This window comes from Lentilitoribacter sp. JB5-8 (genome assembly GCF_055693385.1).
Genome location: NZ_CM146332.1, coordinates 1,216,182 through 1,242,597 on the forward strand (window position 1 = coordinate 1,216,182; position 26,416 = coordinate 1,242,597).

Genomic DNA, 26,416 nt, shown 5'->3' on the forward strand with positions numbered 1-26,416 from the left:
GCAATATCAACTGTGATCAATTTATTACTGATCTTAATAAAATTTGATAATTGATTATCAACCCCAAAAATAAAGTGACCCCAGATTGTTGCCTCTAGGGTCACGAATAACGGGTTTGTCGTGATTTTATTCTAAATAACGCGAACTTTTGCGCCAACGCGCGCACGTTCGTATAAATCCACAACATCTTGGTTTCTCATGCGGATACAGCCTGACGACACGGCCTGACCAATTGTCCATGGCTGGTTTGTGCCGTGAATGCGGTAAAGCGTTGAACCAAGATAAAGCGCTCGTGCACCCAATGGGTTTTGGGGTCCACCCTCCATAAAGGTCGGTAAGTGACGTCCTTTTTTCTTTTCACGTGCAATCATTTCTGCAGGCGGGCGCCAAGATGGCCACTCTTTTTTCTGCGTAATGCGCTCAGAACCTGTCCATTCAAAGCCTGCTTTACCTACACCAACGCCATAGCGACGTGCTTTTCCATCACCCATAACGAGATACAAAAAGCGGCTTTGTGTATCGATGATAATCGTGCCCGCTTTATCTTTTGAATTATAATTCACCACTTGCGGCAGGAATTGTGGTGCAAGTTGCGGTGTAGCGGATTTCTTTTTCTGCACAGGTCGAACCGATGCCTGGCGAATTTTACGCTGTTTTTTTGGTGCAACTGCATAACGACGCTTAACTTGTTGCTGCACTCTTGGTGCATGCGCGCGTGTTTGCCCCCCATTTAATTGCATAACCCATGGGGCAGCCAAATCGGGGCTTAGAATAACGGGTGGTTTTGTGTGATATCGATCATTGGCAGATGCGGGCATAACAACCGCAACTGCTGCAGCCACAGCTGCGAATAAAACTGACTTTTTCATCAAACGGACTCTTTACATTACGTTGAACAAAACCCACCTACTTTGTGGGATTGGCTGTGATTGTCCGAAAGCTTTCATACCAATTTATGAATCAGATATAGATAAGACTTGAAATGGATCATAAACCTTTTATCAGGGTTATTAAGTGGTTCATCCAGTTAGTTAATAATATCTTAAATTAAGATTTGCGGGCGTTTTTATGAAAATTTGGCCCGAATTTGGGAGGTTTTTCATGGCAGAAGATGGCTTGATAACGGGTGAAGACGGCATCACCAGATGCGCCTGGGCTGGCAGTTCGGCAGATTATCTAGACTATCACGACAATGAATGGGGCCATCCTGTTGCCGATGATACGAGACTTTTTGAGAAGATATGCTTGGAAGGTTTTCAGTCCGGTTTGTCCTGGATTACAATTCTTAGAAAACGTGAAAATTTTCGAAAAGCGTTTGCCGGATTTGATATCCCAACTGTCGCAAAATTTGGTGACAAAGAGATTGAAGAATTGGTGCTGGATGCAGGCATCATTCGCCATCGCGGCAAAATAAAATCTGTGATCAATAATGCTAATCGCGCACTTGAGATGCAGGAAGAATTCGGTTCACTTGCAATTTATTTCTGGGCTCAGGAGCCGGATGAAAGCGAGCGGCCAAAAGTGTGCGATTTTGAAACTTTAAGAACTATGGGCAAGACCGAGCGCTCAACTGCGATCTCCAAGGATCTTAAAAAACGCGGTTGGAGTTTTGTTGGTCCAACGACCGTTTATGCTTTCATGCAGGCCATGGGCATGGTCAATGACCATCTTGAAGGCTGTCATCACCGCCAAGTTGTCGAGAAAAAGCGCGCAGCTTTCATTCGCCCCACAGCTAAAAGTTAGGCACGTTTTGCTTTCAGCAAGATTGAGATCGCAACACCGCCAAGAATAAGTGCAGAAGCAAGTACAAATCTGAATGTTAAAGGTTCAGATAAAAATAACAGCCCACCAATGCCGGCAACAACTGGAACGGTGAGCTGAACAATGGATGCGCGCGTTGCCGTGAGCTGAGGAAGAACGCGATACCACAAGGCATAGCCCATACCGGATGTAATTGCACCCGATGTAATAGCGAGTACAACTCCATACGTGCTGAGCTGGCTTATTGAAAGTGTGAGAAGCAGTAACGCTAGCCCCATCGGTACGGACAGCATGAAGTTTCCCGCGGTCGCCTTAAGTGGATCAGATGCGGATTTTCCGCGCAAAGAATAAGCGCCCCAAGCAATCCCAGATAATGCCATCAGTGCCGCTGCCAATGGGTTGGGTGCTTCAATCCCAGGGGATACCAGCCACACAAATGCGCCAAAAGCGATCATAATGCCAAGCCATTCAAACAGGCTTGGTCTGTCTCCTTTAAACAATGACCAACCAATCATTGTTGCTTGAACACAGGCAAATAGGATGAGAGCACCGACGCCTGTTTCAATATTCACATAGGAGAACGAAAACGCGGCAGCGTAGGCAAACAGACAAAAGGCAGAAAAGATGTTGCCACCTTTTAAGTTATTTATGCCAGTACCGCTTGAAAGACTAACCAATATCGCCAGCATGATGGCGCCCGACAATAGCCTGATAAAGGTATAGTTTGATGGATCAATTGCATCGCCCTCGAGCGCAATGCGCCCGAAAATCGAGTTGGCACCAAAAGCAATCATGGTGATGGTTGTCAGAAGAAAGATACGCACAAAGAACTCCAGCCGTTTCATTCTTTTAACACATAAAGATGGGTTTAAATGAACGGAATATAGCGCACTAAAGATCAATTTAAGTTGATCCTTTTGAAGCTGAAGCGAAAGGGCGGTCAATAAACTGGGTTTGAAAGCTTGCCGCGCCCGCCGCAATGGGCTAACAAGCGGGCAAATCCGGCAAATGATAATCGATCTTGAGATTTCCCAATGAGTGAAAAGAAGAAAAAGAAAAAACCGCAGAAATTAAGAGCGCGCCTTCCGCGCGGTTTTCCTGATCGCTCGCCCGGTGATATTCGCGCCACGGACGAGATGCTGGGTAAAATTAAGTCGGTTTATGAGCGTTTTGGTTTTGAGCCGGTTGAAACCCCAATGTTTGAGTATACCGATGCATTGGGTAAGTTTCTACCGGACACTGATCGTCCAAATGCGGGCGTCTTTTCGCTGCAAGATGATGATGAGCAATGGATGTCATTGCGCTATGATTTAACCGCGCCTCTTGCGCGTCATGTCGCAGAAAATTTCAACGAAATTCAGCTGCCATATCGCACCTACCGTAATGGTTGGGTGTTCCGCAACGAAAAGCCTGGTCCGGGCCGTTTCCGTCAGTTCATGCAATTTGACGCTGATATCGTTGGTGCACCTGGTGTGCAGGCAGATGCTGAAATGTGCATGATGATGGCCGACACAATGGAAGCGCTTGGCATTAAGCGCGGTGATTATGTGATCCGCGTCAACAATCGCAAAATTCTCGATGGCTTGATGGAAGCGATTGGTTTGGGTGGTGATGAAAATACCGAACGTCGTCTCACCGTATTACGCGCGATGGATAAGCTGGATAAGTTTGGCATTGAAGGCGTGAAGCTATTGCTTGGTGCCGGTCGCTGGGATGGTGGTGAAGAAGGTGAGGGCGACTTCACTGAAGGAGCAAATCTTTCAGATGAGGGTGCAAACGCCATCATCGATATTCTGTCTGCAAACAGTTTGAGCGATTTGGTAAATGAGGGCGAAGAACTGACATTTAAGACGGCTGCGCTTTCTGCACTTGAGCTGAACAGCACATTTGAAGCTGGCTTTAATGAATTGCGCATGATCGCAAACATTGTCACAGTTTCTGGCTATGACGGTGATCGGATCAAAATTGACCCATCTGTTGTCCGTGGTCTCGAATATTACACAGGACCCGTTTACGAAGCTGAATTGCTTTTTGATGTCGTCAATGAAAAAGGTCAGAAGGTCCAATTTGGGTCTGTCGGTGGCGGTGGCCGTTATGATGGTCTGGTCTCGCGCTTTATGGGGCAACCTGTGCCAGCAACTGGATTTTCAATTGGCGTATCTCGCCTGATGACTGCGCTTAAAAATCTCGGCAAGCTCGGCGGTGCAGATGAAGTTGGTCCAGTGTTAGTCACTGTAATGGACAAGAAAATGCTGTCTGATTACGCAAAACTTGCGCATAAGCTTCGAACCGAACTTGCAGATGAATTTCCTTATATCCCTGTTGAGCTTTATCAGGGTAATCCCAAGAACTTTGGCAATCAGCTAAAATATGCGGATCGCCGAGCCTGTCCGATTGCGATCATCCAAGGTTCGGATGAAAAAGAAAATGGCGAAGTTCAAATCAAGGATTTAATTGAAGGCAAGCGCTTATCGGAAGACATTGAAGATAACGCGGAGTGGCGCGCAAGCCGTCCAGCTCAGATTTCTGCACCTGTGTCTGACATGGTTGAGAAAGTTCGTGAGATATTGCGCGCGCAAGCAAAAGACCGCGAAAGCGTTCAATAATTCAGGTTGAATGAGCAATGGTATCTAAAGATATGAAAAATATTCTGGAGCGGGTTGAGCAGGACTTAAAGTCTTGCGCAGCTACGATGATGGATTGCGATATCATTCAACCCGCTGAACCGTTTTTGAAAATGGCTGGTGAAGACCTGCGTCGCCGAATTTTCCTAACGCAAAATGTCGCTGGTGAAGCTTTATGTCTTCGCCCTGAATTTACCATTCCTGTTTGCATGGCCCACATTAGTGCAGGTGAACAAGCGCCGCAAAGCTATGGTTATATTGGTCAGGTGTTTCGCCAGCGTGATGTTGGTCTCACTGAGTTCTATCAGGCGGGTATTGAGGATCTAGGCGATCCTGATATTGCAAAAGCCGATGCGCGTATGATCAAAGATGCTGCGCAATCAGTTGCAAATTCATCTGCTGCAAGTGTTCATATCACTCTTGGCGATCAGGCGGTTTTTGCAGATGTATTATCCGCACTCGGGCTGCCAACTGAGTGGCAAGATCGGCTTATTCACGCATTTGGTGATGAGCAGGCGCTTGCCGCTATGCTTAAAACTTTGAGTGCACCGGAAGTGCAATCCTATTCTGATGAAACGATAAAGAGTTTGGTAGAAGCGGATAATCACGAAGGACTTGCCGCGCATCTAGCCGACGTGATGGACAAAACCGGATACTCAACCAAAGCCAGCCGTTCACCTGATGATATTGCGCGTCGTATGCTTGAAAAGCAGCGGTTGTCGAACACCAAACTTGGTGACCAGGATCTTGAAAAACTCAAGGAGTTTTTGGACATTAAAGTGCCATTGGCTAACGCTGTAGAAACACTTTCCGGTTTTGCAGAAAGATCAAATATAGATTTATCCCACTCGCTTTCAACATTATCAAAGCGCATAAAAGCGCTTGAGCAAATGGGTTTTGATTTAACGTCAACTGTTTATGAAACGGCGTTTGGTCGCCCGCTTGATTATTATACCGGTCTCGTTTTTGAAATTAAAAATGTTGAGAATGCGCAAGTATTAGCCGCAGGTGGTCGTTACGATAAACTCATGGGTTTATTGGGTTCCGCTTCGTCAATTCCTGCGGTGGGCTTTTCAATGTGGCTTGATCGTTTTGAGGTGAAATCATGACCATTACTGTCGCACTTCCTTCCAAAGGTCGCATGAAAGCTGATACGCTTGAAGCATTTAAAAATGCTGGAATGACAGTAGAGGCTGTCGGTAACGATCGTTCCTACCATGGCCGCGTTATAGAAAATGATGATATTGAAATCGCCTTCATGTCAGCCAGCGAAATCGCTAAAGAAATGACCAAAGGGTCAATCGATTTTGGTGTGACTGGCGAGGATCTTGTGCGCGAAACAATTGCCAATGTTGATAGCCATGTCGAATTTCATGCGCGGCTTGGATATGGTAATGCCGATGTAATCGTTGCAGTTCCTGAATTTTGGCATGACGTAACAACCATGTCGGATTTGGCTGATGTTGCAATGGGTTTTCGCGCCCGTCACGGCCGTCAATTATCCATTGCAACCAAATACTGGCAGCTCACGCAGCAATTCTTCTCATCGCGTCATGGCATTCAGCTTTATCGTATTGTTGAAAGCTTGGGCGCAACTGAAGGTGCTCCAGCAGCTGGTACAGCCGATATCATTGTTGACATCACCACAACAGGATCAACGCTTAAGGCAAACCACCTTCGTATCTTGTCAGATGGTCTTATCTTAAGATCGGAGGCGTGTTTGGTTGGTGCGAAAGCATCAGCGCAACATGGTTCTGATTTATACAAAAAAGTAGCGACTGCGTTTAAATAAGCAAATTCTGTTTGCCAAAAAGAAAGACCGTCTTAAAAAAGACGGCCTCTCATCAGTTCACGACTGAAAATTTTGGTTAGCAACGTTCGGGCGCTGAATTTGCTAACCTTGCAGCCCTGCGGGAGCTACATGCCAGTACGAAAAACTGCGGGTTATTTCGCACTAACAAATATTATTACGATAGCTGATCTTAATTGGATCAGTTGATGGTGTAAATAAATGAGTGAATTGCAAGAATATCAATTAAGATAATGATATTATTGAATAAAATTGTTCATCTTGTCGAGCGGCACATAGGGAAAAATAAAGATGCCATTGATGGATCCACCACCATCTTCATCCAAATCTGACTCGCCAATACAGAAAACGGGTTGTTGTAGTCCAAACTCGCATTCAAGCACTGTGCTATATGTGAAAGGGGTAGATTCCGATGTCACCGTCTCAAAAATCTGAAGAATACTTGCTTGATCTTTTTTCTCATAACAAGCAATGACATTGGATAGGCCGCAATTCATCATATCAACGCCATGAAGTTTTGATGAAATGGGTCCCAGTTTAATTTGGCCAGTATCAGTATCTGCAGACCATTCTTCAATCCGGCAAAAATGCTCCAGTTGTTTACGGCTAAGTTTTGCCTCTCCAAACGAGGTTTGGGCCGCGAAGCGGGCTTGTCTTGACATGACTTTAAACACTGGCACTACTCTCGAACTGAAACATGGGAACATGTATTCAAAGCCCGATCATTCATAGATTGAATGGCGTATTTCGTGAATTTAGAAAATACTATTATCGAGTGCGGCGATCATGCCGCGGCCAGTAAGTTTCAACTATGGCGAATACTGAGAGTGTAATAACTAGTATAAAATGGTTTATCAAGCATAATACGAGCTTACGGTTAATGGTAAACGTTTCATAAAATTGTCTCAAAATGAAACAATGCAGGCATCACGCATAAAAAAAGAGCGGTTCGAAAACCGCTCTCTCTCATATCCGAAATGGAAGGTATGATTTACATCATGCCGCCCATACCGCCCATGCCGCCCATGTCAGGCATTCCGCCTGGAGCTGCAGCAGCGTCTTGTGGAAGTTCAGCGATCATTGCTTCTGTTGTGATCAACAGACCAGCAACTGATGCTGCATCTTGTAGAGCTGTGCGAACAACTTTAACTGGATCAACAATACCCATTGAGATCATGTCGCCAAATTCGCCAGTTTGAGCATTGTAGCCGTGTGTTGCGCTGTCGTTCTCAAGAACCTTACCAACAACAACTGAAGCTTCGTCACCAGCATTGTCAGCGATCTGACGAGCAGGTGCTTGTAGTGCGCGACGAACGATGTTGATACCAGCATCTTGGTCAGCATTTGCGCCAGTTGAAGTGATAGCAGCAGAAGCACGAAGAAGTGCGATACCACCACCAGGAACGATACCTTCTTGAACAGCAGCACGTGTTGCGTTCAATGCATCGTCAACGCGGTCTTTACGTTCTTTAACTTCGATCTCAGTTGAACCACCAACGCGGATAACTGCAACACCGCCAGCTAGTTTAGCAAGACGCTCTTGTAGTTTTTCTTTGTCGTAGTCAGAAGAAGTTTCTTCGATCTGAGCTTTGATCTGAGCCACACGGCCTTCGATCTCAGCTTTTTGACCAGCACCGTCAACAATTGTTGTTGCTTCTTTAGTGATGTTTACGCGTTTTGCAGTACCCATCATGTCCAAAGTAACGTTTTCAAGCTTGATGCCAACATCTTCAGAAATCACTTGGCCACCAGTTAGGATAGCGATGTCTTCAAGCATTGCTTTACGACGATCACCAAAGCCTGGAGCTTTAACAGCAGCAATTTTCAAACCACCACGTAGTTTGTTAACAACGAGCGTTGCAAGAGCTTCGCCTTCGATGTCTTCTGCAATGATAAGAAGTGGTTTTGATGTCTGAACAACAGCTTCAAGAACAGGAAGCATTGCTTGTAGGTTAGACAATTTTTTCTCGTGAAGAAGAATGTAACAATCTTCAAGTTCAGCGATCATTTTCTCTGTGTTAGTCACAAAGTATGGAGACAAGTAACCGCGGTCGAACTGCATGCCTTCAACAACTTCAAGCTCTGATTCAGCAGTTTTTGCTTCTTCAACAGTGATAACGCCTTCGTTGCCAACTTTCTGCATAGCTTCAGCGATATCTTCACCGATTTGGCTCTCGCCGTTTGCAGAAATTGTACCAACTTGTGCAACTTCTTCAGAAGTTTTAATCGGCTTAGCTGCACCTTGTAGTGCTGCGATAACTTCAGAAACAGCAAGGTCTACACCGCGCTTAAGATCCATTGGGTTCATGCCAGCAGCAACAGCTTTTGCGCCTTCACGAACGATTGCTTGACCAAGAACAGTCGCAGTTGTTGTACCGTCACCAGCTACATCGTTTGTTTTAGAAGCAACTTCGCGCAGCATTTGTGCGCCCATGTTTTCGAACTTATCTTCAAGTTCGATTTCTTTTGCAACTGAAACACCATCTTTTGTGATGCGTGGAGCGCCAAATGATTTGTCGATAACAACGTTACGACCTTTTGGTCCAAGTGTAACTTTTACAGCATTTGCAAGAATATCAACGCCATTAAGCATTTTCTCGCGAGCTGAACGGCCAAATTTTACGTCTTTAGCAGCCATGTTTTTTCTCCTTGGGGCGGTTCCTCAATTATTCGGGAAGGGCCCTAGATTTAACTAAATTGGATGTGTGTTTATCTTGTGAGATTAACCCAAGATACCCATGATGTCGGATTCTTTCATGATCAAAAGCTCTTCACCACCAAGTGAAACTTCTGTGCCTGACCATTTGCCGAACAACACTTTGTCGCCAGCTTTAACTTCAAGCGCAACAAGAGCACCTTTGTCGTCACGTGCGCCAGCGCCTACAGCGACAACTTCACCTTCAGATGGTTTTTCTTTTGCTGTATCTGGGATAATAATACCACCAGCAGTCTTTTCTTCTGACTCAACGCGGCGTACAACAACGCGGTCACCTAGTGGGCGGAAATCAATATTTGCCATTTTTATAACCTAATCTCTCATTACTGGAGTGGACTTAATATTCCAAAATTTTTGGTTTGTTAGCACTCGCCATAGGAGAGTGCTAAGCGATGTTGATCTAGTGTGTGGAGACTATAATGTCAAGATAATGGAATGAATCTTTTCCTATTAATTTCACAAATCCAATCAGGCTCATAAAAGCCATTCCAAAATAGAGTAACAAGATGAGACGATTAAACGATAAGATCTGCGTTGTAACAGGTGCCGCACAGGGAATAGGGAAATCTATTGCGCAACAATTTGCGTCCGAGGGTGCGCGCGTTGTGTTGACGGATAAGAATGTTGATGATGGCAATAAAGTTGCACAAGAGCTGAATTGCGATTTTGTAAAGCTCGATGTGTCATCAGAACAGGACTGGGATAGCTTTGCTGAAAAATTTAGTGAGATAGACGTTCTTGTCAATAATGCTGGCATCACGGGTTTTGAAAATGGCTTTAAAGCACATGACCCTGAAAATGCCAGCTTGCAGGACTGGCGCGAGGTCCACGCAACCAATCTAGATGGTACTTTTTTGGGGTGTCGCTATGCAATTGGTGCGATGAAGCGCAAGGGGGAAGGCTCAATTATCAATATGTCTTCCAGATCAGGCTTGGTGGGGATCCCCGCCGCCGCAGCATATGCATCCTCAAAAGCTGCAATTCGTAACCACACCAAATCTGTTGCCTTATATTGCGCACAAATCAAAACCAAAATCAGATGTAATTCCATCCATCCAGCGGCTGTTTTAACCCCGATATGGGAGCCCATGTTGGGAGAAGGTGAAGACAGGCAAAAAAATATGGATGCACTGGTTGCGGATACACCGCTTAAGCGTTTTGCTATGCCAGATGAAGTGGCAGCAATGGCAACGTATCTTGCCAGTGATGAAGCTGCATACGTCACAGGATCGGAGTTTAACATCGATGGTGGATTGCTTGCGGGAAGCGCTGCAACACCTGGATAAAAATAATTTGAAGTCTGCTGAGAGTTCATTTCCGCTCAATTATAATCTTTATGCTTGAGTTTATTCTTCTCTTGCTTCAAGACATGGCAATAATTTTGTTGCGATAATGGAGACAGCCTCTTGCTTAAAAAACTGGATAATCTTGATGGTTTATATGACAATTATGATGTCATATTAAGCGATGTATGGGGCGTGCTTCATAACGGCGTATCGGCTTATAAAAATGCATATGAAGCACTAAAAAGCGCGCGCGAAGCCGGAAAAACAGTGGTGCTTATCACCAACTCTCCTCGCAGAAAGCAAGGAGTGGTGTCACAACTTGATATGTTGGGCATCAAGTCCGATTGCTATGATGACATTATTACGTCTGGTGAATTGACGAGAAATTTGATCAAGCAAGCACCAAAGAAGGTGTTTTTTCTTGGTCCGGATCGTGATTTGTCGCTGCTTGATGGTTTAGATGTGGAGCGCGTTGATCAAGATCAAGCACAATCGATTGTTTGCACCGGCTTTTTTGATGATGAAGTGGAAAAGCCAGAGGATTACATGGATATGCTGCAATCATTTGTAGCGCGTGGAATTCCATTTATTTGCGCAAACCCTGATTTAATCGTGGAACGCGGTGAGCGCATGATCCCTTGTGCTGGCGCAATTGCTGCGCTTTATAAACAAATGGGTGGCGAAGTTTTCGTTGCTGGTAAACCGCATAAACCGATGTATAAAGCAGCGCTTGAGATCGCTCAAAAGGTAAGAGGTGATATTAGTTCCGATCGCGTTATCGCAATTGGTGATGGTATGCCAACTGATGTGCGCGGCGCATTAAATTACGGATTAGATCTATTATTTGTCGCCCATGGTATCCATATCAATCAATATAGGAGCGATGAAGTTCCGGGGGGTATTGATGATTTCAAGCTTTCAGGGTTTCTTGCAAAGGAAGGTGTTCGTCCAAACTACTGGATGGAATGGATTAAATAATTGAGTGCGGGGAAATTGAAAATCAATCGTTTTCAAGGTGGGCAAGCTTTAGGCGCGGGTTTGCGCGGTGGTGTTGTTGCAATCGGCAATTTTGATGGCGTGCATCGTGGGCACCAATCCGTATTAGATCGGGCGCTGGAAATTGCCAATGAGAATAATGTACCGGCGCTGGTGATGACGTTTGAACCGCATCCACGTGCGGTGTTTACCCCCGAAAACGCACCATTTCGCATCTCTCCAGCGCCTTTAAAGGCAAACTTACTCGATAAATTGGGTTTTAACGCAGTTATAGAACAGGCTTTCGATAAAGGTTTTGCCAGCAATTCAGCGCAGGATTTTATCGATAATATCCTCGTTAAACAATTTGGTGTCTCACACGTCGTCACTGGCTTTGACTTTCATTTCGGAAAAGGTCGCGAAGGTGGTCCGGCATTTTTGATGCAGGCCGGAGAGGAGTGTGGATTTGGTGTTACTTTGGTGGATGCATTTAGAGATGAAAATGCCGATGTGGTCTCATCCAGCAGAATTCGACAATTGCTGGTAGATGGAGAATTAGGTGAAGCAAATGCTTTGCTGGGTTATCGCTTTACCGTTGAGGGTGAGATCGTCAAAGGACGCCAGCTAGGTCGCGAGTTGGGCTATCCAACAGCAAATATGGTTTTACATCAGGAAAATGGTCTCAAACCAGGGATCTATGCAGTTAAATTCCGCGATGGTGATGGAAAACTACGCGATGGTGTCGCAAGTTTTGGTGTGCGTCCTACCGTTGAGGATGATGGTGCGCCTATTCTCGAAACATTCGTATTTGATTTCACAGGCGATTTATATGGCCAAAATTGTCAGGTGCATCTCGTCTCTTACCTGCGTGAAGAACAAAAATTTGATGATTTGGACAGCCTTGTTGTGCAGATGAAATTAGATGATGCAGAGGCAAGAGAAGTTTTATTGCATTCCAAGCCTATAAGTGAATTAGACCAAGCGGTGTGCTTTAATGCCTAAAAGTAAGTCTAAACTTACATTAATTACCGGTGCCACATCTGGTATTGGGCTTCAGCTTACAAAACGTTTGGTTTTAACCGATGACTTGGTGGTTATTGGCCGAAAATCTGAAGTCGAAGTGCATGCACTTATTTCGGATAAAATACAATATATTCAAACGGATATATCAGATCCTGCGCGAGCAACCGAGGCGGTAGTTTCTAGTTTGAAAGATATGCAGATTGAAAAGATTGATCGTGTCATTCACTGCGCTGGTACCGGGGTCTATAGATCACCGGAACAAGAAACGTCAGAAGAAATTGATCTAAATGTAAGTGTTAACTTACTATTTCCGGTTCTTTTAACCAGAGCATTAGTATCGCAAATTGAAGCCGCGGAGGGCAAAGTTGTTTTAATCGGATCTGTTGCGCATAAAGGCTCGCCGAAAATGGCTTCTTATGCTGCATCAAAAGCAGGGCTTGCAGGGTTTGCAAGATCATTAGAAGCTGAATGGCGCAATAAGATCGATGTTCAGGTAATTCATCCGGGTCCGACGCTCACGCCTATGCTGGAAAAAGCTGGTTACAAAGTTGGTAAAGAAGGTCGGCTATTCCTTTCGCCTGAGACCATGGCGCAAGAAATTATCAAAGTAATGGCTACAAACAAAAAAACAGCGACAATATTCTTGGGTGCGAAGATCAAAAGCCTGTTTCACAGAAAGCAATCCGCATGAAGAACTGGAAACATGCATTGGTTACAGGAACAGGGCAGGGCATCGGAAAAGCGCTTTGCCTACGACTTCTTGATGAAGGTGTTAAAGTATCCTCCATTGATCGAGATTCAATAAAATGGGATCATAAAAACAAAGATAAGTTATTGAATCATATACAAATTGATTTGATTAACTCATATTCAGTTAATAATGTGATTTCGCAACTTGGATCGGCTGATAAACTTGATCTTGTTATCCATAATGCAGGGATATCTGCAACTGGTAAGTTTGAAGATATCGACCCTAAAGCGTATGAAAACGTGCTTAAGCTCAACACACTTGTACCAATGCAATTAAGCGCTGCGCTTTTGCAAAACGAGATGTTTGATAAACAGGCAAATCTGGCATTCGTATCTTCATTATCTCATGCGACAGGCTATCCGGGTGCATCGGTTTATGGTGCAAGCAAGGATGCAATTGCAATTTATGCCAAAAGCGTGCGCAAACCTTTTGCTGCAAAAGGTGTATCTGTCCTATCCATATTCCCCGGTCCCGTGCGCACTGATCATGCTGAGCGGCACGCGCCGGAAGGCGCGGATGCATCTAAGCGAATGCTGCCTGAAGAACTGGCAAAAAGAATACTCTTAGCCGCTTCGTCTAATAAGAAAACTCTCTACCCCGGAGCTGCCGCTCATTCAGCGCGGATCCTTGGAAAAATTGCGCCCAATATGATGACCAATATGATGCGCAAGATCATCTACGATAAGCTTGATCGCCCTGTTTGGTAAAGATAACTGACAATAAGTCTTTTCTTGTTGAGCAAAAACATTTAAGAAGCGCTCACAAATCCCCGCGAAGAAGCGAAGCTAAGAGAGATCTATTGTGCTGTCTATGTTACCAGACTTAAGCATTCGAATATTTCGAATTACTAGCCCGGCCTCCGTCTAGAACGACTTGGAGTCCCGGGATAAAAGCGTTTGCAACGCTATTCTCATATCAATTTTAGCAACAATTACGTTTAATAACGTTGTCGATTAAAAAGCCGATAAAATGACTGAAGAAACATTCGATTATTCAAAAACACTAAATTTGCCAAAGACTGACTTCCCGATGCGCGCTGGCCTGCCAAAAGCTGAACCAAATTGGATCGCAAAATGGGACGAGATGAAGCTATATAAAATGCTTCGTGAACAATCAAAAGGGCGTCCTAAATATGTGCTGCACGATGGTCCTCCATATGCAAATGGTAACTTGCATATTGGACATGCACTCAACAAAATTCTCAAAGACATGATCACGCGTTCATTTCAGATGCGTGGCTATGATTCAAACTATGTGCCCGGATGGGATTGCCACGGTCTTCCAATTGAATGGAAAATCGAAGAGCAATATCGCGCCAAGGGTAAAGACAAAGACCAAGTGCCGATCAACGAGTTCCGCAAAGAATGTCGTGATTTTGCCGATCACTGGATTGGTGTGCAAACGGAAGAATTCCGCCGCCTTGGTGTCGAAGGTGATTTTGTAACGCCGTATAAAACGATGAACTTCCCGGCAGAAGCAAAAATTGCCGCTGAACTCATGAAGTTTGCCAAATCTGGCCAACTCTACCGCGGTTCAAAGCCGATCATGTGGTCGGTTGTTGAGCGCACAGCATTGGCTGAGGCTGAGATCGAATATGAGATGTATGAATCTGATACGATCTGGGCAAAGTTCCCAATCATCGATGGTTCTGGTGATCTTGCCGATGCGTCAGTTGTTATCTGGACAACAACGCCTTGGACAATTCCTGGTAACCGCGCGATCTGTTATTCATCGAAGATCAAATATGGTCTTTATGAAGTAAACAGCGCTGAGATGGAGTTCGGTCCGCAACCAGGTGATAAACTCGTCTTTGCTGATGCTTTGGCTGAAAGCTGTGCTGAAAAAGCCAAAGTTGAGTTCAAACGAGTTCGCGATGTGACAGCGAAAGAGTTTGCATCCATGACCTGTGCGCATCCATTGCGTGGGTTTAATGATGCCTATGGCTTTAATGTCCCCTTGCTTGATGGTGATCATGTGTCTGATGACGCAGGTACAGGCTTTGTGCACACTGCACCAGGGCATGGTCGCGATGACTTTGAAATCTGGGTTGCGCGCCGCAATGAAATTGAAGCACAAGGGATCTCCTCTGAAATTCCATTTACTGTGGCTGACGACGGCTCATACACAGATCAAGCGCCTGGCTTCGGTGATGTGCGTGTCATCGATGATAAGGGTAAAAAGGGTAAAGCCAACCAAGCGGTCATCACCGCTTTGATCGGTGAGAACAATCTGTTTTCCCGTGGCCGTGTCAAACATGAATATCCGCATTCATGGCGCTCAAAAAAACCGATCATTTTTCGAAACACACCACAATGGTTTGTCTACATGGATAAAGATGGTGTGATTGGTGATGGCACAAAATCAAACGCCGGTACGCTTCGCCAAACATCATTGGCAGCGATCGATGAAACGCGCTTCGTGCCAGCTGCGGGGCAAAACCGCTTGCGGGCAATGATCGAACAACGTCCTGATTGGGTTTTATCTCGCCAGCGTGCGTGGGGTGTTCCGATCAGCGTGTTTAGAAATACGCAAACAAACCAGGTTATCCCGGGTCCAGATTTTGATAAATCTGATGAACTTGCTGAACGCATTCAAAGCGCGTTCAGAAAAGAAGGCGCAGATGCATGGTTTGCAGATGGCGCAAAGGAACGCTTCCTAGAAGGCATGGTTGAAAACCTTGATGAGTGGGAACAGGTTCGTGACATCTTGGATGTGTGGTTTGATTCAGGATCAACACATTCGTTCTGTCTTGAAGAGCGTGATGATCTAAAATGGCCTGCGGATTTATATCTTGAAGGTTCAGACCAACACCGTGGTTGGTTCCATTCATCTTTGCTTGAAAGCTGTGGAACGCGCGGCCGCGCACCATATGATGCCGTATTAACTCATGGTTTTGTGATGGCCGAAGATGGACGCAAAATGTCCAAATCTTTGGGTAATGTGGTTACGCCACAGGAAGTTATCAAACAATCAGGCGCTGATATCCTGCGTTTGTGGGTGTCATCTGCAGATTACGCAGAAGATTTGCGTATTGGTCCTGAGATCCTAAAAACATCCATCGATGCTTATCGCAAAATGCGTAACACATTGCGCTGGATGCTTGGAACTTTGGGGCATTATGAAGGTGAAGAAGTTGCTTATTCTGATCTGCCTGAGCTTGAGCGTTTAATGCTTCATCGTTTGGCAGAACTCGATGAAGTTGTTCGCGATGGTTATGATGAATTTGATTTCAAGCGAATTTTCTCAAGCCTATCAAACTTTATGAACCTTGAGCTTTCAGCGTTTTACTTCGATATTCGAAAAGATACACTCTATTGCGAAGGCCCATCAAGCGTTGAGCGACAAGCAGCACTTCAAACGATTGCAAAGATTTTTGATTGTCTAGTGACATGGATGGCACCGATGTTGCCGTTTACAATGGAAGAAAGCTGGCTGTCCCGTTATCCTGATGCGACTTCGGTGCATTTAGAGCAATTTGCAGAGATCGATGCATCTTGGATTGATGCCAAATTGGCTGATAAGTGGCAAAAAGTGAAAACAGTTCGCCGCGTCGTCACCGGTGCTTTGGAAATTGAACGCCGTGAAAAACGCATTGGCTCATCACTTGAAGCAGCGCCAGTGGTTTATATCGATGATGCTGAATTATTAGATGTTGTTACAGGTATGAAATTTGAAGATATCTGCATCACATCAGCGATTGAGATCAAATCGGGTCAATCTCCATCCGGTGCGTTTAAACTTGATGACACACCTTCAATTGGTGTTGTGCCTGAAATGGCTGAGGGACAAAAATGCGCGCGTTCATGGCGCGTAACAAAAGATGTCGGTTCTGATCCCGAGTTCCCAGATGTATCTGCACGTGATGCGGCAGCGCTTAAAGAATTAAAAGCACTCGGTCGACTTTGATATTAACGTAAAGGCCATGCCATTTTTGATGGCTTGGCCTTTATCATTTATTATTGCTTATAAAATAAGCTATTAAACGAATTCGTTATTTGCGAAAAATGCAGCCTTGGGATAATACTTGCCTGAAATCTGCCTAATTTAGTAAATATGGCTGACATCTTATGCGGTCTTTTGAGTAGGAACAGCGTTATAGGCGTTGAAAATATATATGAATAAAGCATTCATTGCAGTCACATTGATAAGTTTTGGTGCATTGCTGTCAGGTTGTGTATCATCGCCTACTTACGGGACGGACAAAACATCTTCAGAACAATTGTTCGAAGATATTGGTAATATTGCGTCATTAAAAACGCAAAAAGGCAACGATATTGATTATAAGCCGCGGCCGGACTTAGTCACACCACCTACAACAGCTTCACTTCCTGAACCGCAGGTGAGTGTCGTGAAAAACGAACAGGTTTGGCCTGAATCACCTGAAGAAACCAGAGCGCGTCTGGTAGCGGAAATTACAGAAAACCAAAACAATCCCGGTTATGTTTCGCCACTATCAACCGCCGGACCTGATGGCAAAAGCCTAACACGGAAAGAACAAGCTGAAGCGTATCGTCAAGCTCGCGCTATTCAACAGGGGGCCTATCAAGAAAGACGTTACCTGTCTGACCCGCCTCCAGGATACAAAATCCCTGCTTCGACAGCACCAATTGGCGAATTGGGCGAAACAGAGCGCGAAAAAGAGAAACAACGTTTAGCAGGTGCAACCAAAGAAGGCACTGGCAAAAGATGGTGGCAGGTTTGGAAGCGTTAAGTTGCTTTTAAGTGCTGATATCATCCTCGTTTAACGTTGAGATTTAAAAAAATCTTTCAAGAGCATAGCGCATTGGTCGGCCTGAAACCCTGAATAAACATCTGGCTGGTGATGGCATGTTTGTTGATCAAAAAAACGACCGCCATTTAACACTGCGCCGCCTTTTTCATCTTCTGCGCCAATATAAAGCCGTCTGATACGAGCAAAAGAAATGGCACCGGCGCACATAGCACAAGGCTCAAGCGTTACATAAAGATCGAGATTAGAAAGGCGTTCTTGTCTCAAATATTGCGATGCGCGTCTGATCGCTAATATTTCAGCATGTGCTGTCACATCATTAAGTGCCCTGGTTTCATTGCCGGCCCGTGAGATAATTTGATTATTCTGCACAATGACTGCACCAACAGGCACTTCTCCGCGCGCACCGGCTGCTTCTGCTTCTTCAAGGGCAATATGCATGAAGCTATCTTTGGGCAACTTTATATCCCTTTTTATTGTAAAGCATCAATTGCTCAATTCATTTGAAACTGTTAGGACAACGCCAACAAAGGCAAACACCATATGAGCAAACAAGACAAGCCCTTTAGTGGCAAAAAACCAAACAGAAAAGATGGTAAAGCGATGCGTCCGCGAACTGGTAAACCAAGTTCCGGCACGAGCGCGAAACCATCATCTGCAAAAGAAGCAACTCCCGTTTTGGTCGAAGGACGCATTGCAAAAATGTTGGCACGGGCAGGCGTTGCCTCTCGCCGTGAAGTTGAGCGTATGATCGAAGATGGTCGCGTTAAGCTCAACGGCAAAGTGCTGACCAGTCCAGCAATTAACGTGACACAATCAGATAATATCGAAGTAGATGACAAACCCGTTGGCGGCATAGAGCGCACGCGGCTTTGGCTCTATTACAAGCGCGGTGGATTGGTGACAACCAATAGCGATCCGGAAGGTCGTCCAACTGTCTTTGATAATCTGCCAGATGATTTGCCGCGAGTTATGTCGATCGGTCGATTAGATATCAATACGGAGGGACTTCTCCTGCTAACCAATGATGGCGGGTTGGCACGTGTGTTGGAGCTGCCTTCAACAGGGTGGTTGCGCCGTTATCGAGTTCGAGCCCATGGTAAAATTGATCAGGCAAAATTGGATGAGCTTAAAGATGGTATCGCGGTAGATGGTGTTCTTTATGGTTCGATTGAAGCGACACTTGATCGGGTTCAAGGATCTAATGTTTGGATCACAATGGGTCTGCGTGAAGGTAAAAACCGCGAGATTAAAGTAGTGCTTGGTGCGCTTGGATTAGATGTGAACCGTCTCATTCGCCTCTCTTACGGACCATTTCAATTAGGCGAGTTGTCTGAAGGTGGGGTGGTTGAAGTAAAAGGTCGCATGCTGCGTGATCAGCTTGGAACGCGATTGGTTGAAGCTTCGGGTGCAAATTTTGATGCACCTTTGCGTGAGCATGAAAGCAAAGAGGAACGCGCCAAGGCAGCTGAATGGAAACCGCGTCGCAAGCTTAGTGAAGCCGAGCGCAAAGAACGCGCCCGTGATCGATTAGGTACGCGTCCTGAAGGTCCTGACGGGAAACGCAAATTTTCCGATAACAAGTTTGATCAAGAAGAAGAACGTCCACGCCCAAAAGGGCCGCGCAACCGTGCCGCTAACGTTTGGATGGCAAAAGGCGGGCGTCCTCGCATTGAACGAAAAGAGGAAGAGGCTGATCGTGGTAGCGAGCCGGTTAAAGGCAATTGGCACCGTCCCAAAGATAAGCTTGATCCACATAAGAGCTTTCGCTCTAAAAAGAATGAACAGGGCGGTTCGGACAAAAAGAGTTCAGATAAAGCGCGATCTGGTAAGAAACCAATGGGCGCAAATCTAAAAGGTAAGAAGGGCGGCAATGCGGATCGTCGGCGGTAAATATCGTGGGCGGTCAATTGCATCGCCCAAAACTGACAAGATCAGGCCAACCAAAGATCGCACCCGCGAAAGCCTCTTTAATATTTTAGAACATTCCTATTCCAATTTGCTGGAAGACGGTCGCATGCTTGAACTGTTTGCAGGAACAGGCGCTGTTGGTATTGAGGCCTTATCAAGAGGTTGCGAGTTTGTTTTGTTTGTCGAGCAAAGCATTGAGGGGCGTGGTTTACTTCGTCAAAATACAGATAATTTATCGCTTCAAGGCTGCACGAAAATTTTTAAACGCGATGCAACTAAACTGGGGCCCATAAGCAAGTTTGAACCTTTTACCATTTTGTTTGCCGACCCACCTTACGGTTTGCAGCTGGGTGAAAAAGCCATTAAATCCGCCGTTGACAATGGCTGGATGGTTGATCAATCTCTTATTATTTTGGAAGAACGCAGTGATGTCGAGCCTGACCTGGATGAGCGGTTTTCTAATTTAGATAAGCGCCCATTTGGTGACACAAATATTTGGTTCTATTCTTACTCTTCAAGTTAAAGAGACTACAGGGGCGAGGGATGACAGACAAAACAGTCGCGGTCGCATTTGGTGGCGGAGGTGCGCGCGGTATTGCGCATGTCCATATTATTGAAGTTCTTGATGAATTAGGTATCAAACCGGTTGCTGTTTCCGGCACATCCATCGGTGCGATTATGAGCTCTGCCATGGCATCGGGTATGTCCGGGAAAGATATTCGAGCGTTTTTGATGGAAAGCATTGGTCGCCCGACCAATGTTGCATCACGGCTATGGAAGGCAAGACGGCCCAGTTGGAAATCGGTGATTTCAGAAGGGGTAACGCTGGGTCAGTTTAATGTTGAGCGCATTATTGATGCGTTTATGCCCGAACAATTGCCTCAGAGTTTTGACGATTTGAAAATTCCAACCCAGCTATTGGCAACCGATTTTTACGGCCATTCGCAAGTTGTTATGAATGATGGCGATTTACGATCCGCAATAGCAGCTTCAGCCGCACTACCGGCAATTTTTAAATCCGTCTATCGCAATGGTCGCTTTTTGATTGATGGTGGTATTATCAATCCTTTGCCGTTTGATGTGCTTGAAGGCTTGGCAGATGTAATTATTGCTGTTGATGTGGCAGGCTTTCCAAATGGCGATCCGACACAAAGACCAAGCACGACAGATGCAGCTTTTGGTGCCAGCCAAATCATGATGCAGTCGATCATTGCAGAGAAAGTTGAAAAAACGCCACCAGATATATTCCTCGTTCCTGATGTTCATGATTTTCGTGTTTTAGATTTCATGAATGCCGATGACGTGTTGGAGCAAAGCGCGGGCATCCGTGAGGTTCTTAAGACAGAACTGGACCGTGTTCTAAATTAAAGCGTGGATGCTTTGCCGCTGGTAAAAGGCGAATTTGCCGCTGGTGGGTAATGATGTTTGTGATCATCATCCTTGTCATGCTCACGTGCCTCGAGTTTCTTGATCACGCGTAAACACACCACCGCACTTGCAATCCCGAAGAAGACAGCACCCAATCCGTAGCCAACAAGCGCGCCTTCTATGCCATAATATTGCGAACCAACCCAAACAAATGGAATAACACCAAGCGTTGAGCGACCCCAGTTAAACATGGTCGAATAAAACGCATATCCAAGATTGTTAAACGCAGCATTGGCAGCAAATAACATGCCATTAAATAAGAAGCTTGATGCAATCCATAGACAGAAAAATGTGACCACAAGGCGTGCGTCGCCTTCAGTACCGAAGATGTCAGCAATTTGATTTCGGGCAAGGGCAAGCACTGCGGAAATTGCCACCACATATAAGAATGTGAATATAAAGCCATCCTTGATTGCCTGTTCGATCCGGTCAAATTTCTTGGCACCAAGGTTCTGGCCCAGGATTGGGCCAATAGCACCCGACAGTGCAAAAAGTGCACCAAAGGCAACAGGTATTATTCGGCCCACAACAGCCCAGCCTGCAACGGCGGAATCGCCATATTCTGCAATGGTCGCGGTCATATAAGTGTTACCAATAGGCGTTGCGAGTTGCGTTAATATCGCAGGTGTTCCAATAACAAGAAACGGTTTAATCTCTCGGCTGAGTGTGTTCATATTTGGCGCAGCGAGCAAATCATGCACTTTAATAAGCGCGTAAAGGCCAAATGAAACCATAATGACGCGGGAGATAACTGTTGCGGTCGCAGCACCGTTGATACCCATGTCAAAACCAAAGATGAAAATCGGGTCCAGAACGGCTGTGGCAAACCCGGCAATCAGCGTCACATACATTGCTCGTTTCGCGTCACCCACTGCGCGCAACAAAGAGGCAGCGCACATTCCCAAACCTAAAATCGGCAGCGATAACAAGACAATCTCGATATAGCCGATGGCCAGTTCAGCGGTTACACCTTTAGCTCCAATCCAGGCTACGAAATGACCGATGAAAGGATAGGATATGATGGTAACAGCAAGCGCGCAGATGAACATATACACCATGGAAGCGCCAGCAAGTGCGCGTGCTTCGGGGCGATCATCTGCGCCCAGTGCACGAGACGTTAATGCAGTGGCAGCAATGGATAAGCCAATGTTGAGTGACATTGTGAAAAACAGCAAAGTACCAGCATAGCCGATTGCAGCTGCTAGCTCATCTTCACCCAAAAGCGAGATGTAAAACAGATTGAATGCATCCACCAAAAAAACTGCAACCAGTCCTATTGAGCCAGTTGCAGTCATATTGATCACGTGGCGCATTGTAGAGCCAGTTACAAACTTTGCTTTTTCACTCAATATTTTTCGCCCTCAGTATTATCTGCTCTTGGTTCAATCAAAGGTTCAGGTTTCACAGGTTTTGTCAGCACATGATGGACCCCTGCGGTTAACCCTTCAGCCTCTTGCAAAGCAAGGCGCGCTTCATCTCGGCGTTTCACTTCCTGTGCAATTTCAAGCGAAACCTGTTCGCTTAAACCAAGCGCTTCCAGTGTTTTCCGGCCAAACTCAATGCCAGATTCAAATGTCTCTCTGATTTCATAATCAACGCCAGTTGCGCGCAGCGCAAGTGTGTGGGCGCGGTCATAAGAACGAACAAAGATTTTTGCCTCTGGATATTCTGAGCGAATAAGATCAACTATTTTATCCGTTGTTTCACGCTCGTTGGTACATATGGCGACGATTTTGGCGCGTTCAATACCTGCGGCACGTAAAACATCTTTGCGTTTGCCATCACCAAAGTAAATCCTAAAGCCAAACTTACGCGCATTGCGAATGCGTTCAGCAGATTGATCCAAAATGGTAACATCCGTACCGCCCGTTAGGAACATTTGGGAGGCGATTTGCCCAAAGCGCGAAAACCCGATCAGCAATACATCTGAGCCGGCACCTTCAAAATTCTCCTCCATGCCTTCATGTGTTGCGCGCGTTAAGCTGTCAGCGATTTTGGTCACTATCGGCGTAAGAGCCATTGTTATGGTCACAATCGCAATCAGGATGGACGCGGATGCTTGGCTCATCACATTTGCTGCAACAGCTGCTGTGAACAAGACAAACCCGAACTCTCCGCTTTGCGGTAGTATGCCGGCAATGCGGGTTGCTTCGTTAGGATGCGAGCCAAACCCTCTACACAACACATAAATAACGCCTGCTTTGACCACTAAAATTATTGGTACAGCGATGAGTATGAGTAACGCATTGTCAAACAAGACCTCAATATCCAGCGATAAACCAACAGCCATAAAAAACAGGCCCAGCAATATTCCCCGGAATGGTTCAATATCTGCTTCTAACTCATGTCGATAAGATGATTCTGCCAGCATGACGCCAGATAAAAACGCACCCAGTGCCATGGACAATCCGGCAAATTCCATCAAAGCGCCCGCAGCAAGCACAACAAAAAGCGCAGCTGCTATCATTGCTTCTTTTGCCCCGGTACTTGCGATCATCTGAAACAGTGGATTGAGTAAATATCGACCGGCAAGAATAAGCAAAATCACGGCAGAAATCGCAATAATTACATTGCTCCATTCAAATCCGTTCGTTTCAGCTGATCCTGGTGCCAAAATTGCTACCATTGCAATAAGGGGAACAATTGCGATGTCTTGGAATAATAATATCGAGAATGTTTTTTGCCCATACGCCCGGTTAAGATCTCCGCGTTCATCCAAGATTTGCAACACAAACGCAGTTGATGAAAGTGCAAGCGCAAAGCCAATAACCACAGATGTCGTCAGGTTTTGCCCACCTAAATATCTTGCAAGAGCAGTGAGAATAAGTGCCGTTACGATGACTTGTATACTGCCCATGCCTAAAATGTCGCGTCGCATGCGCCATAATCTTGAAGGCTTTAATTCAAGACCAATAATGAACAATAAGAGTACGACGCCAAGTTCGGCGAAATGCAATATCTTTTCACCATCAGCGATAATCCCGGTGATGGGTCCAATAACCAAACCAGCCGCCAAATATCCAAGAACGGTGCCCAGTCCAATTCGCTTAAACAAGGGGGCGGCGATCACTGCGCTTCCAAGAAGAACAATAGCGTAGCTAAATAAGTCTGCTTCTTCGCCAGCCATCCTTTAATTTCCGTTATAAAGTGTTATGACAAGTTTGTGATGCATTTTGTCTTGTCTTGATATGAATCTAATTTAAGCATACATGGGCCAAAGAGAAAGGCCAATTTCGATGAAAGATACCAAACAATCCCAAGAACTTCTTGAGAGAGCTGAAAAACTAATTGATGCGGCGAAAAAGTCGGGTGCAGATGCTGCAGACGCAGTTGTTGTTCGCGGCAAATCTAAATCCGTTTCTGTGCGGCTTGGCAAAGTTGAAAATACGCAAAGTGCTGAGAGTGATGATTTTAGCTTACGGGTGTTTGTTGGCAATAAAGTTGCTTCCGTAAGCGCAGGTCAAGGTGGTGATGATCATCAGTTAGCCGAGCGCGCCGTTGCAATGGCCAAAGTTTCTCCAGAAGATCCCTATGTTTGTTTGGCCAATAAAGAAGATTTGGTTGATGAGGTTATTAATCTTGATTTGTTTGATGGAACAGAAGTCTCGTCAAATGAAATGACCGATGCAGCGCTTGCAATGGAAGAAAGTGCGATGGCCGTAAAGGGTGTTGCAAATTCGCTTGGCGCTGGGGCATCTACTGGTATGGGTGGTCTGGTGCTGGCAACATCCGATGGGTTTTCCGGTAGCTACGCGGTCTCCAGTTATGGTAGGTCGGTAAGTGTGCTTGCTGGCGAAGGCACGGCTATGGAGCGTGACTACGAATTTGACGCACGAGTGTTTTATTCCGATTTGGATGCACCAGAGGCAATTGGGGTTTCTGCCGCTGAACGGGCGGTAAAGCGTTTGAACCCCCGTCAGGTTCCCACCGCAAATGACATGACAATCGTATTTGATCCACGTGTTTCGCGTGGCATTTTTGGACATTTGATTGGTGCAATTAATGGTGCATCTGTTGCACGAAAGACAAGTTTTTTGCGCGATCAGATGGGTGAGCAGATTTTGCCGGACGCTGTGAGTATTATTGATGATCCAAAAATTGCGCGCAAATCCGCATCACGCCCATTTGATGGTGAAGGTGTTGATGCAAATGCAATGACGATGGTTCAAGATGGTGTGTTGCAAAATTGGTATTTAAGTACATCAATTGCCAAACAGCTTGGTTTGAAAACCAATGGACGTGGAGCCCGCGCGGGAAATAATGTCGGTGCATCTTCAACAAATGTGTTGGTTTCGCCAGGTCAAATGAGTGCAAATGACCTAATTAGCTCAGTTAAATCAGGGCTGTATGTCACCGAAGTTATTGGTCAGGGCGTGAATATGGTTACTGGTGAATATAGTCGCGGGGCATCTGGTTATTGGATAGAAAACGGGGTACTAACATTCCCGGTATCAGAAATCACAATTGCGTCTAATCTGAAGGACATGTTTAAACGTATTGTGTTAGCAGATGATATAGACCCGAAATACTCGATCGCGGCCCCCACGATTGCCGTCGAAGGAATGACACTTGCTGGCAACTGAACTTCAAAGTCTCGATGATCAATCCTTGATCGAAACTATTGCGCTTGAAGCAGGAAAAATCGCGTTAAAGCATTTTAAAAAAGAACCAGAAGTCTGGTATAAAGGAATTACGAAATCTCCGGTGAGTGAAGCCGATCTTGAGATTGATGAATTTCTGAAAAAAACACTGCTTGAAGCACGTCCGGATTATGGCTGGTTGTCTGAAGAAACTGAGGACAATAGTGAACGCCTCTCTTCGCAAAAGGTGTTTGTAGTTGACCCTATTGACGGCACACGCGCTTTTATCGCAGGCACTGATGAATGGTGTGTTTCTATCGGGATTGTCGAAGATAGCAAGCCAATTCATGGGGTGTTATATGCGCCGGTACGTCAAAAGCTTTATTCAGCGGCGCTTGGAAATGGCGCATTTGTAAACGGTATTGGTGTTGATCCGGATGTGGTGACGATGATGTTGGAACCCCACCGCGTGATCATCCCTCAGGAAGTTGCAAAATATGTATCGGAAGATTTTGTCAAAGATGTCGAAACAGTTGGCGGTGTTCGTTCGCTCGCTTTGCGTATTGCTGGGCTGATTGAAGACTATGCAGACGGAATATATGTTCGGAAAAATTCACGCGATTGGGACATGGTTGCAGCACATCTGATTGTGCAGGAAGCAGGTTTTCAATTGGTGGACCTTGATCTGGAAGATGTTGTTTATAACAAAGCAGAAACCCGCCATGGTCTATTAATTGCTGCACACCCCAGCTATACAGAGAAAATGAAAAACGCTCTCGAGCTTAGCTAAGAGGGTTCGTCTCACAAATATCCACCCTTTTG

General features: G+C 45.5%; 23 protein-coding genes and 1 pseudogene. 16 read left to right on the forward strand and 8 right to left on the reverse strand.

Going from position 1 to position 26,416, the window contains the following annotated elements:
- Positions 1–131: 131 nt before the first annotated feature.
- Positions 132–869, reverse strand: coding sequence for a L,D-transpeptidase (locus ACZ1GZ_RS05805; RefSeq protein WP_472667528.1), 738 nt, complete (start codon positions 867–869; stop codon positions 132–134).
- 232 nt (positions 870–1,101) lie between these two features.
- Here ACZ1GZ_RS05805 and ACZ1GZ_RS05810 point away from each other — a divergent pair, with 232 nt between their 5' ends.
- Complete coding sequence (locus ACZ1GZ_RS05810) at positions 1,102–1,743, forward strand: DNA-3-methyladenine glycosylase I (RefSeq protein ID WP_472667529.1); 642 nt, start codon at positions 1,102–1,104, stop codon at positions 1,741–1,743.
- Here the strand turns inward: ACZ1GZ_RS05810 and ACZ1GZ_RS05815 are convergent.
- Complete coding sequence (locus ACZ1GZ_RS05815) at positions 1,740–2,585, reverse strand: DMT family transporter (protein ID WP_472667530.1); 846 nt, start codon at positions 2,583–2,585, stop codon at positions 1,740–1,742. The two genes, ACZ1GZ_RS05810 and ACZ1GZ_RS05815, sit on opposite strands and share 4 nt — an antisense overlap.
- 210 nt (positions 2,586–2,795) lie before the next feature.
- On the opposite strand from ACZ1GZ_RS05815, the gene hisS reads away from it, so the two are divergent.
- The 3 genes from hisS to hisG are packed head-to-tail and all read left to right on the forward strand — an operon-like array spanning position 2,796 to position 6,177.
- On the forward strand, positions 2,796–4,367 hold the full coding sequence (gene hisS, locus ACZ1GZ_RS05820; protein WP_472667531.1) for a histidine--tRNA ligase: 1,572 nt from the start codon (positions 2,796–2,798) through the stop codon (positions 4,365–4,367).
- 17 nt (positions 4,368–4,384) lie between these two features.
- On the forward strand, positions 4,385–5,494 hold the full coding sequence (locus ACZ1GZ_RS05825) for an ATP phosphoribosyltransferase regulatory subunit (protein ID WP_472667532.1): 1,110 nt from the start codon (positions 4,385–4,387) through the stop codon (positions 5,492–5,494).
- A complete protein-coding gene (gene hisG / locus ACZ1GZ_RS05830) occupies positions 5,491–6,177 on the forward strand; it encodes an ATP phosphoribosyltransferase (protein ID WP_472667533.1) in 687 nt (228 codons plus the stop codon). Before ACZ1GZ_RS05825 ends, hisG begins: the two co-directional genes overlap by 4 nt.
- A gap of 257 nt (positions 6,178–6,434) precedes the next feature.
- Here the strand turns inward: hisG and ACZ1GZ_RS05835 are convergent, their stop codons facing one another.
- From ACZ1GZ_RS05835 to groES, 3 genes are all read right to left on the reverse strand, one after another.
- Entirely contained in the window at positions 6,435–6,857 is a 423-nt protein-coding gene (locus tag ACZ1GZ_RS05835) for a hypothetical protein (protein ID WP_472667534.1), read from the reverse strand.
- Positions 6,858–7,186: 329 nt separating this feature from the next.
- The gene (gene groL / locus ACZ1GZ_RS05840) at positions 7,187–8,833 is read right to left on the reverse strand and encodes a chaperonin GroEL (RefSeq protein WP_472667535.1); all 1,647 of its coding nucleotides are present in this window, start codon (positions 8,831–8,833) and stop codon (positions 7,187–7,189) included.
- Between the two features lie 84 nt (positions 8,834–8,917).
- A complete protein-coding gene (gene groES, locus ACZ1GZ_RS05845) occupies positions 8,918–9,214 on the reverse strand; it encodes a co-chaperone GroES (protein WP_472667536.1) in 297 nt (98 codons plus the stop codon).
- A 203-nt stretch (positions 9,215–9,417) separates the two neighbouring features.
- On the opposite strand from groES, the gene ACZ1GZ_RS05850 reads away from it, so the two are divergent.
- The 7 genes from ACZ1GZ_RS05850 (at position 9,418) to ACZ1GZ_RS05880 (ending at position 17,657) form a co-directional block, all read left to right on the forward strand.
- The gene (locus tag ACZ1GZ_RS05850; RefSeq protein WP_472667537.1) at positions 9,418–10,197 is read left to right on the forward strand and encodes an SDR family oxidoreductase; all 780 of its coding nucleotides are present in this window, start codon (positions 9,418–9,420) and stop codon (positions 10,195–10,197) included.
- A 120-nt stretch (positions 10,198–10,317) separates the two neighbouring features.
- Positions 10,318–11,175: a TIGR01459 family HAD-type hydrolase gene (locus ACZ1GZ_RS05855; protein WP_472667538.1), complete on the forward strand. Its 858-nt coding sequence runs from the start codon at positions 10,318–10,320 to the stop codon at positions 11,173–11,175.
- The gene (locus tag ACZ1GZ_RS05860; RefSeq protein ID WP_472667539.1) at positions 11,176–12,174 is read left to right on the forward strand and encodes a bifunctional riboflavin kinase/FAD synthetase; all 999 of its coding nucleotides are present in this window, start codon (positions 11,176–11,178) and stop codon (positions 12,172–12,174) included.
- Complete coding sequence (locus ACZ1GZ_RS05865; RefSeq protein ID WP_472667540.1) at positions 12,167–12,886, forward strand: SDR family NAD(P)-dependent oxidoreductase; 720 nt, start codon at positions 12,167–12,169, stop codon at positions 12,884–12,886. Before ACZ1GZ_RS05860 ends, ACZ1GZ_RS05865 begins: the two co-directional genes overlap by 8 nt.
- The gene (locus tag ACZ1GZ_RS05870; protein ID WP_472667541.1) at positions 12,883–13,653 is read left to right on the forward strand and encodes an SDR family NAD(P)-dependent oxidoreductase; all 771 of its coding nucleotides are present in this window, start codon (positions 12,883–12,885) and stop codon (positions 13,651–13,653) included. The genes ACZ1GZ_RS05865 and ACZ1GZ_RS05870 overlap by 4 nt, the downstream gene beginning before the upstream one ends.
- A 262-nt stretch (positions 13,654–13,915) precedes the next feature.
- Positions 13,916–16,852, forward strand: a complete 2,937-nt coding sequence (gene ileS, locus ACZ1GZ_RS05875; protein WP_472667542.1) for an isoleucine--tRNA ligase — start codon at positions 13,916–13,918, stop codon at positions 16,850–16,852.
- 208 nt (positions 16,853–17,060) lie between these two features.
- Positions 17,061–17,657, forward strand: a complete 597-nt coding sequence (locus ACZ1GZ_RS05880; RefSeq protein ID WP_472667543.1) for a hypothetical protein — start codon at positions 17,061–17,063, stop codon at positions 17,655–17,657.
- A gap of 30 nt (positions 17,658–17,687) precedes the next feature.
- On the opposite strand, the gene ACZ1GZ_RS05885 is transcribed toward ACZ1GZ_RS05880, so the two are convergent.
- Positions 17,688–18,116 (reverse strand): nucleoside deaminase, encoded by a 429-nt coding sequence (locus tag ACZ1GZ_RS05885; RefSeq protein ID WP_472667544.1) that lies wholly within the window; start codon positions 18,114–18,116, stop codon positions 17,688–17,690.
- 102 nt (positions 18,117–18,218) lie between these two features.
- Here ACZ1GZ_RS05885 and ACZ1GZ_RS05890 point away from each other — a divergent pair.
- The 3 genes and pseudogenes from ACZ1GZ_RS05890 to ACZ1GZ_RS05900 form a co-directional block, all read left to right on the forward strand.
- Positions 18,219–19,565 (forward strand): annotated as a pseudogene (locus ACZ1GZ_RS05890) (pseudouridine synthase); the annotation flags it as partial.
- Complete coding sequence (rsmD, locus tag ACZ1GZ_RS05895) at positions 19,549–20,109, forward strand: 16S rRNA (guanine(966)-N(2))-methyltransferase RsmD (RefSeq protein ID WP_472667545.1); 561 nt, start codon at positions 19,549–19,551, stop codon at positions 20,107–20,109. The pseudogene ACZ1GZ_RS05890 and the gene rsmD, both read left to right, overlap by 17 nt.
- A 20-nt stretch (positions 20,110–20,129) precedes the next feature.
- A complete protein-coding gene (locus ACZ1GZ_RS05900; RefSeq protein WP_472667546.1) occupies positions 20,130–20,954 on the forward strand; it encodes a patatin-like phospholipase family protein in 825 nt (274 codons plus the stop codon).
- On the opposite strand, the gene ACZ1GZ_RS05905 is transcribed toward ACZ1GZ_RS05900, so the two are convergent.
- Complete coding sequence (locus ACZ1GZ_RS05905; RefSeq protein ID WP_472667547.1) at positions 20,951–22,363, reverse strand: MATE family efflux transporter; 1,413 nt, start codon at positions 22,361–22,363, stop codon at positions 20,951–20,953. The genes ACZ1GZ_RS05900 and ACZ1GZ_RS05905 overlap by 4 nt on opposite strands.
- Entirely contained in the window at positions 22,360–24,141 is a 1,782-nt protein-coding gene (locus ACZ1GZ_RS05910) for a monovalent cation:proton antiporter-2 (CPA2) family protein (RefSeq protein WP_472667548.1), read from the reverse strand. Before ACZ1GZ_RS05910 ends, ACZ1GZ_RS05905 begins: the two co-directional genes overlap by 4 nt.
- A 109-nt stretch (positions 24,142–24,250) precedes the next feature.
- On the opposite strand from ACZ1GZ_RS05910, the gene ACZ1GZ_RS05915 reads away from it, so the two are divergent.
- Together ACZ1GZ_RS05915 and ACZ1GZ_RS05920 are read left to right on the forward strand one after the other, a co-directional pair.
- Positions 24,251–25,597 carry a TldD/PmbA family protein gene (locus ACZ1GZ_RS05915; protein WP_472667549.1) on the forward strand — a complete coding sequence of 449 codons (1,347 nt, stop codon included), beginning with the start codon at positions 24,251–24,253 and terminating at the stop codon, positions 25,595–25,597.
- Positions 25,584–26,384 carry a 3'(2'),5'-bisphosphate nucleotidase CysQ gene (locus ACZ1GZ_RS05920; RefSeq protein ID WP_472667550.1) on the forward strand — a complete coding sequence of 267 codons (801 nt, stop codon included), beginning with the start codon at positions 25,584–25,586 and terminating at the stop codon, positions 26,382–26,384. The genes ACZ1GZ_RS05915 and ACZ1GZ_RS05920 overlap by 14 nt, the downstream gene beginning before the upstream one ends.
- The last annotated feature ends 32 nt before the right edge of the window (positions 26,385–26,416 follow it).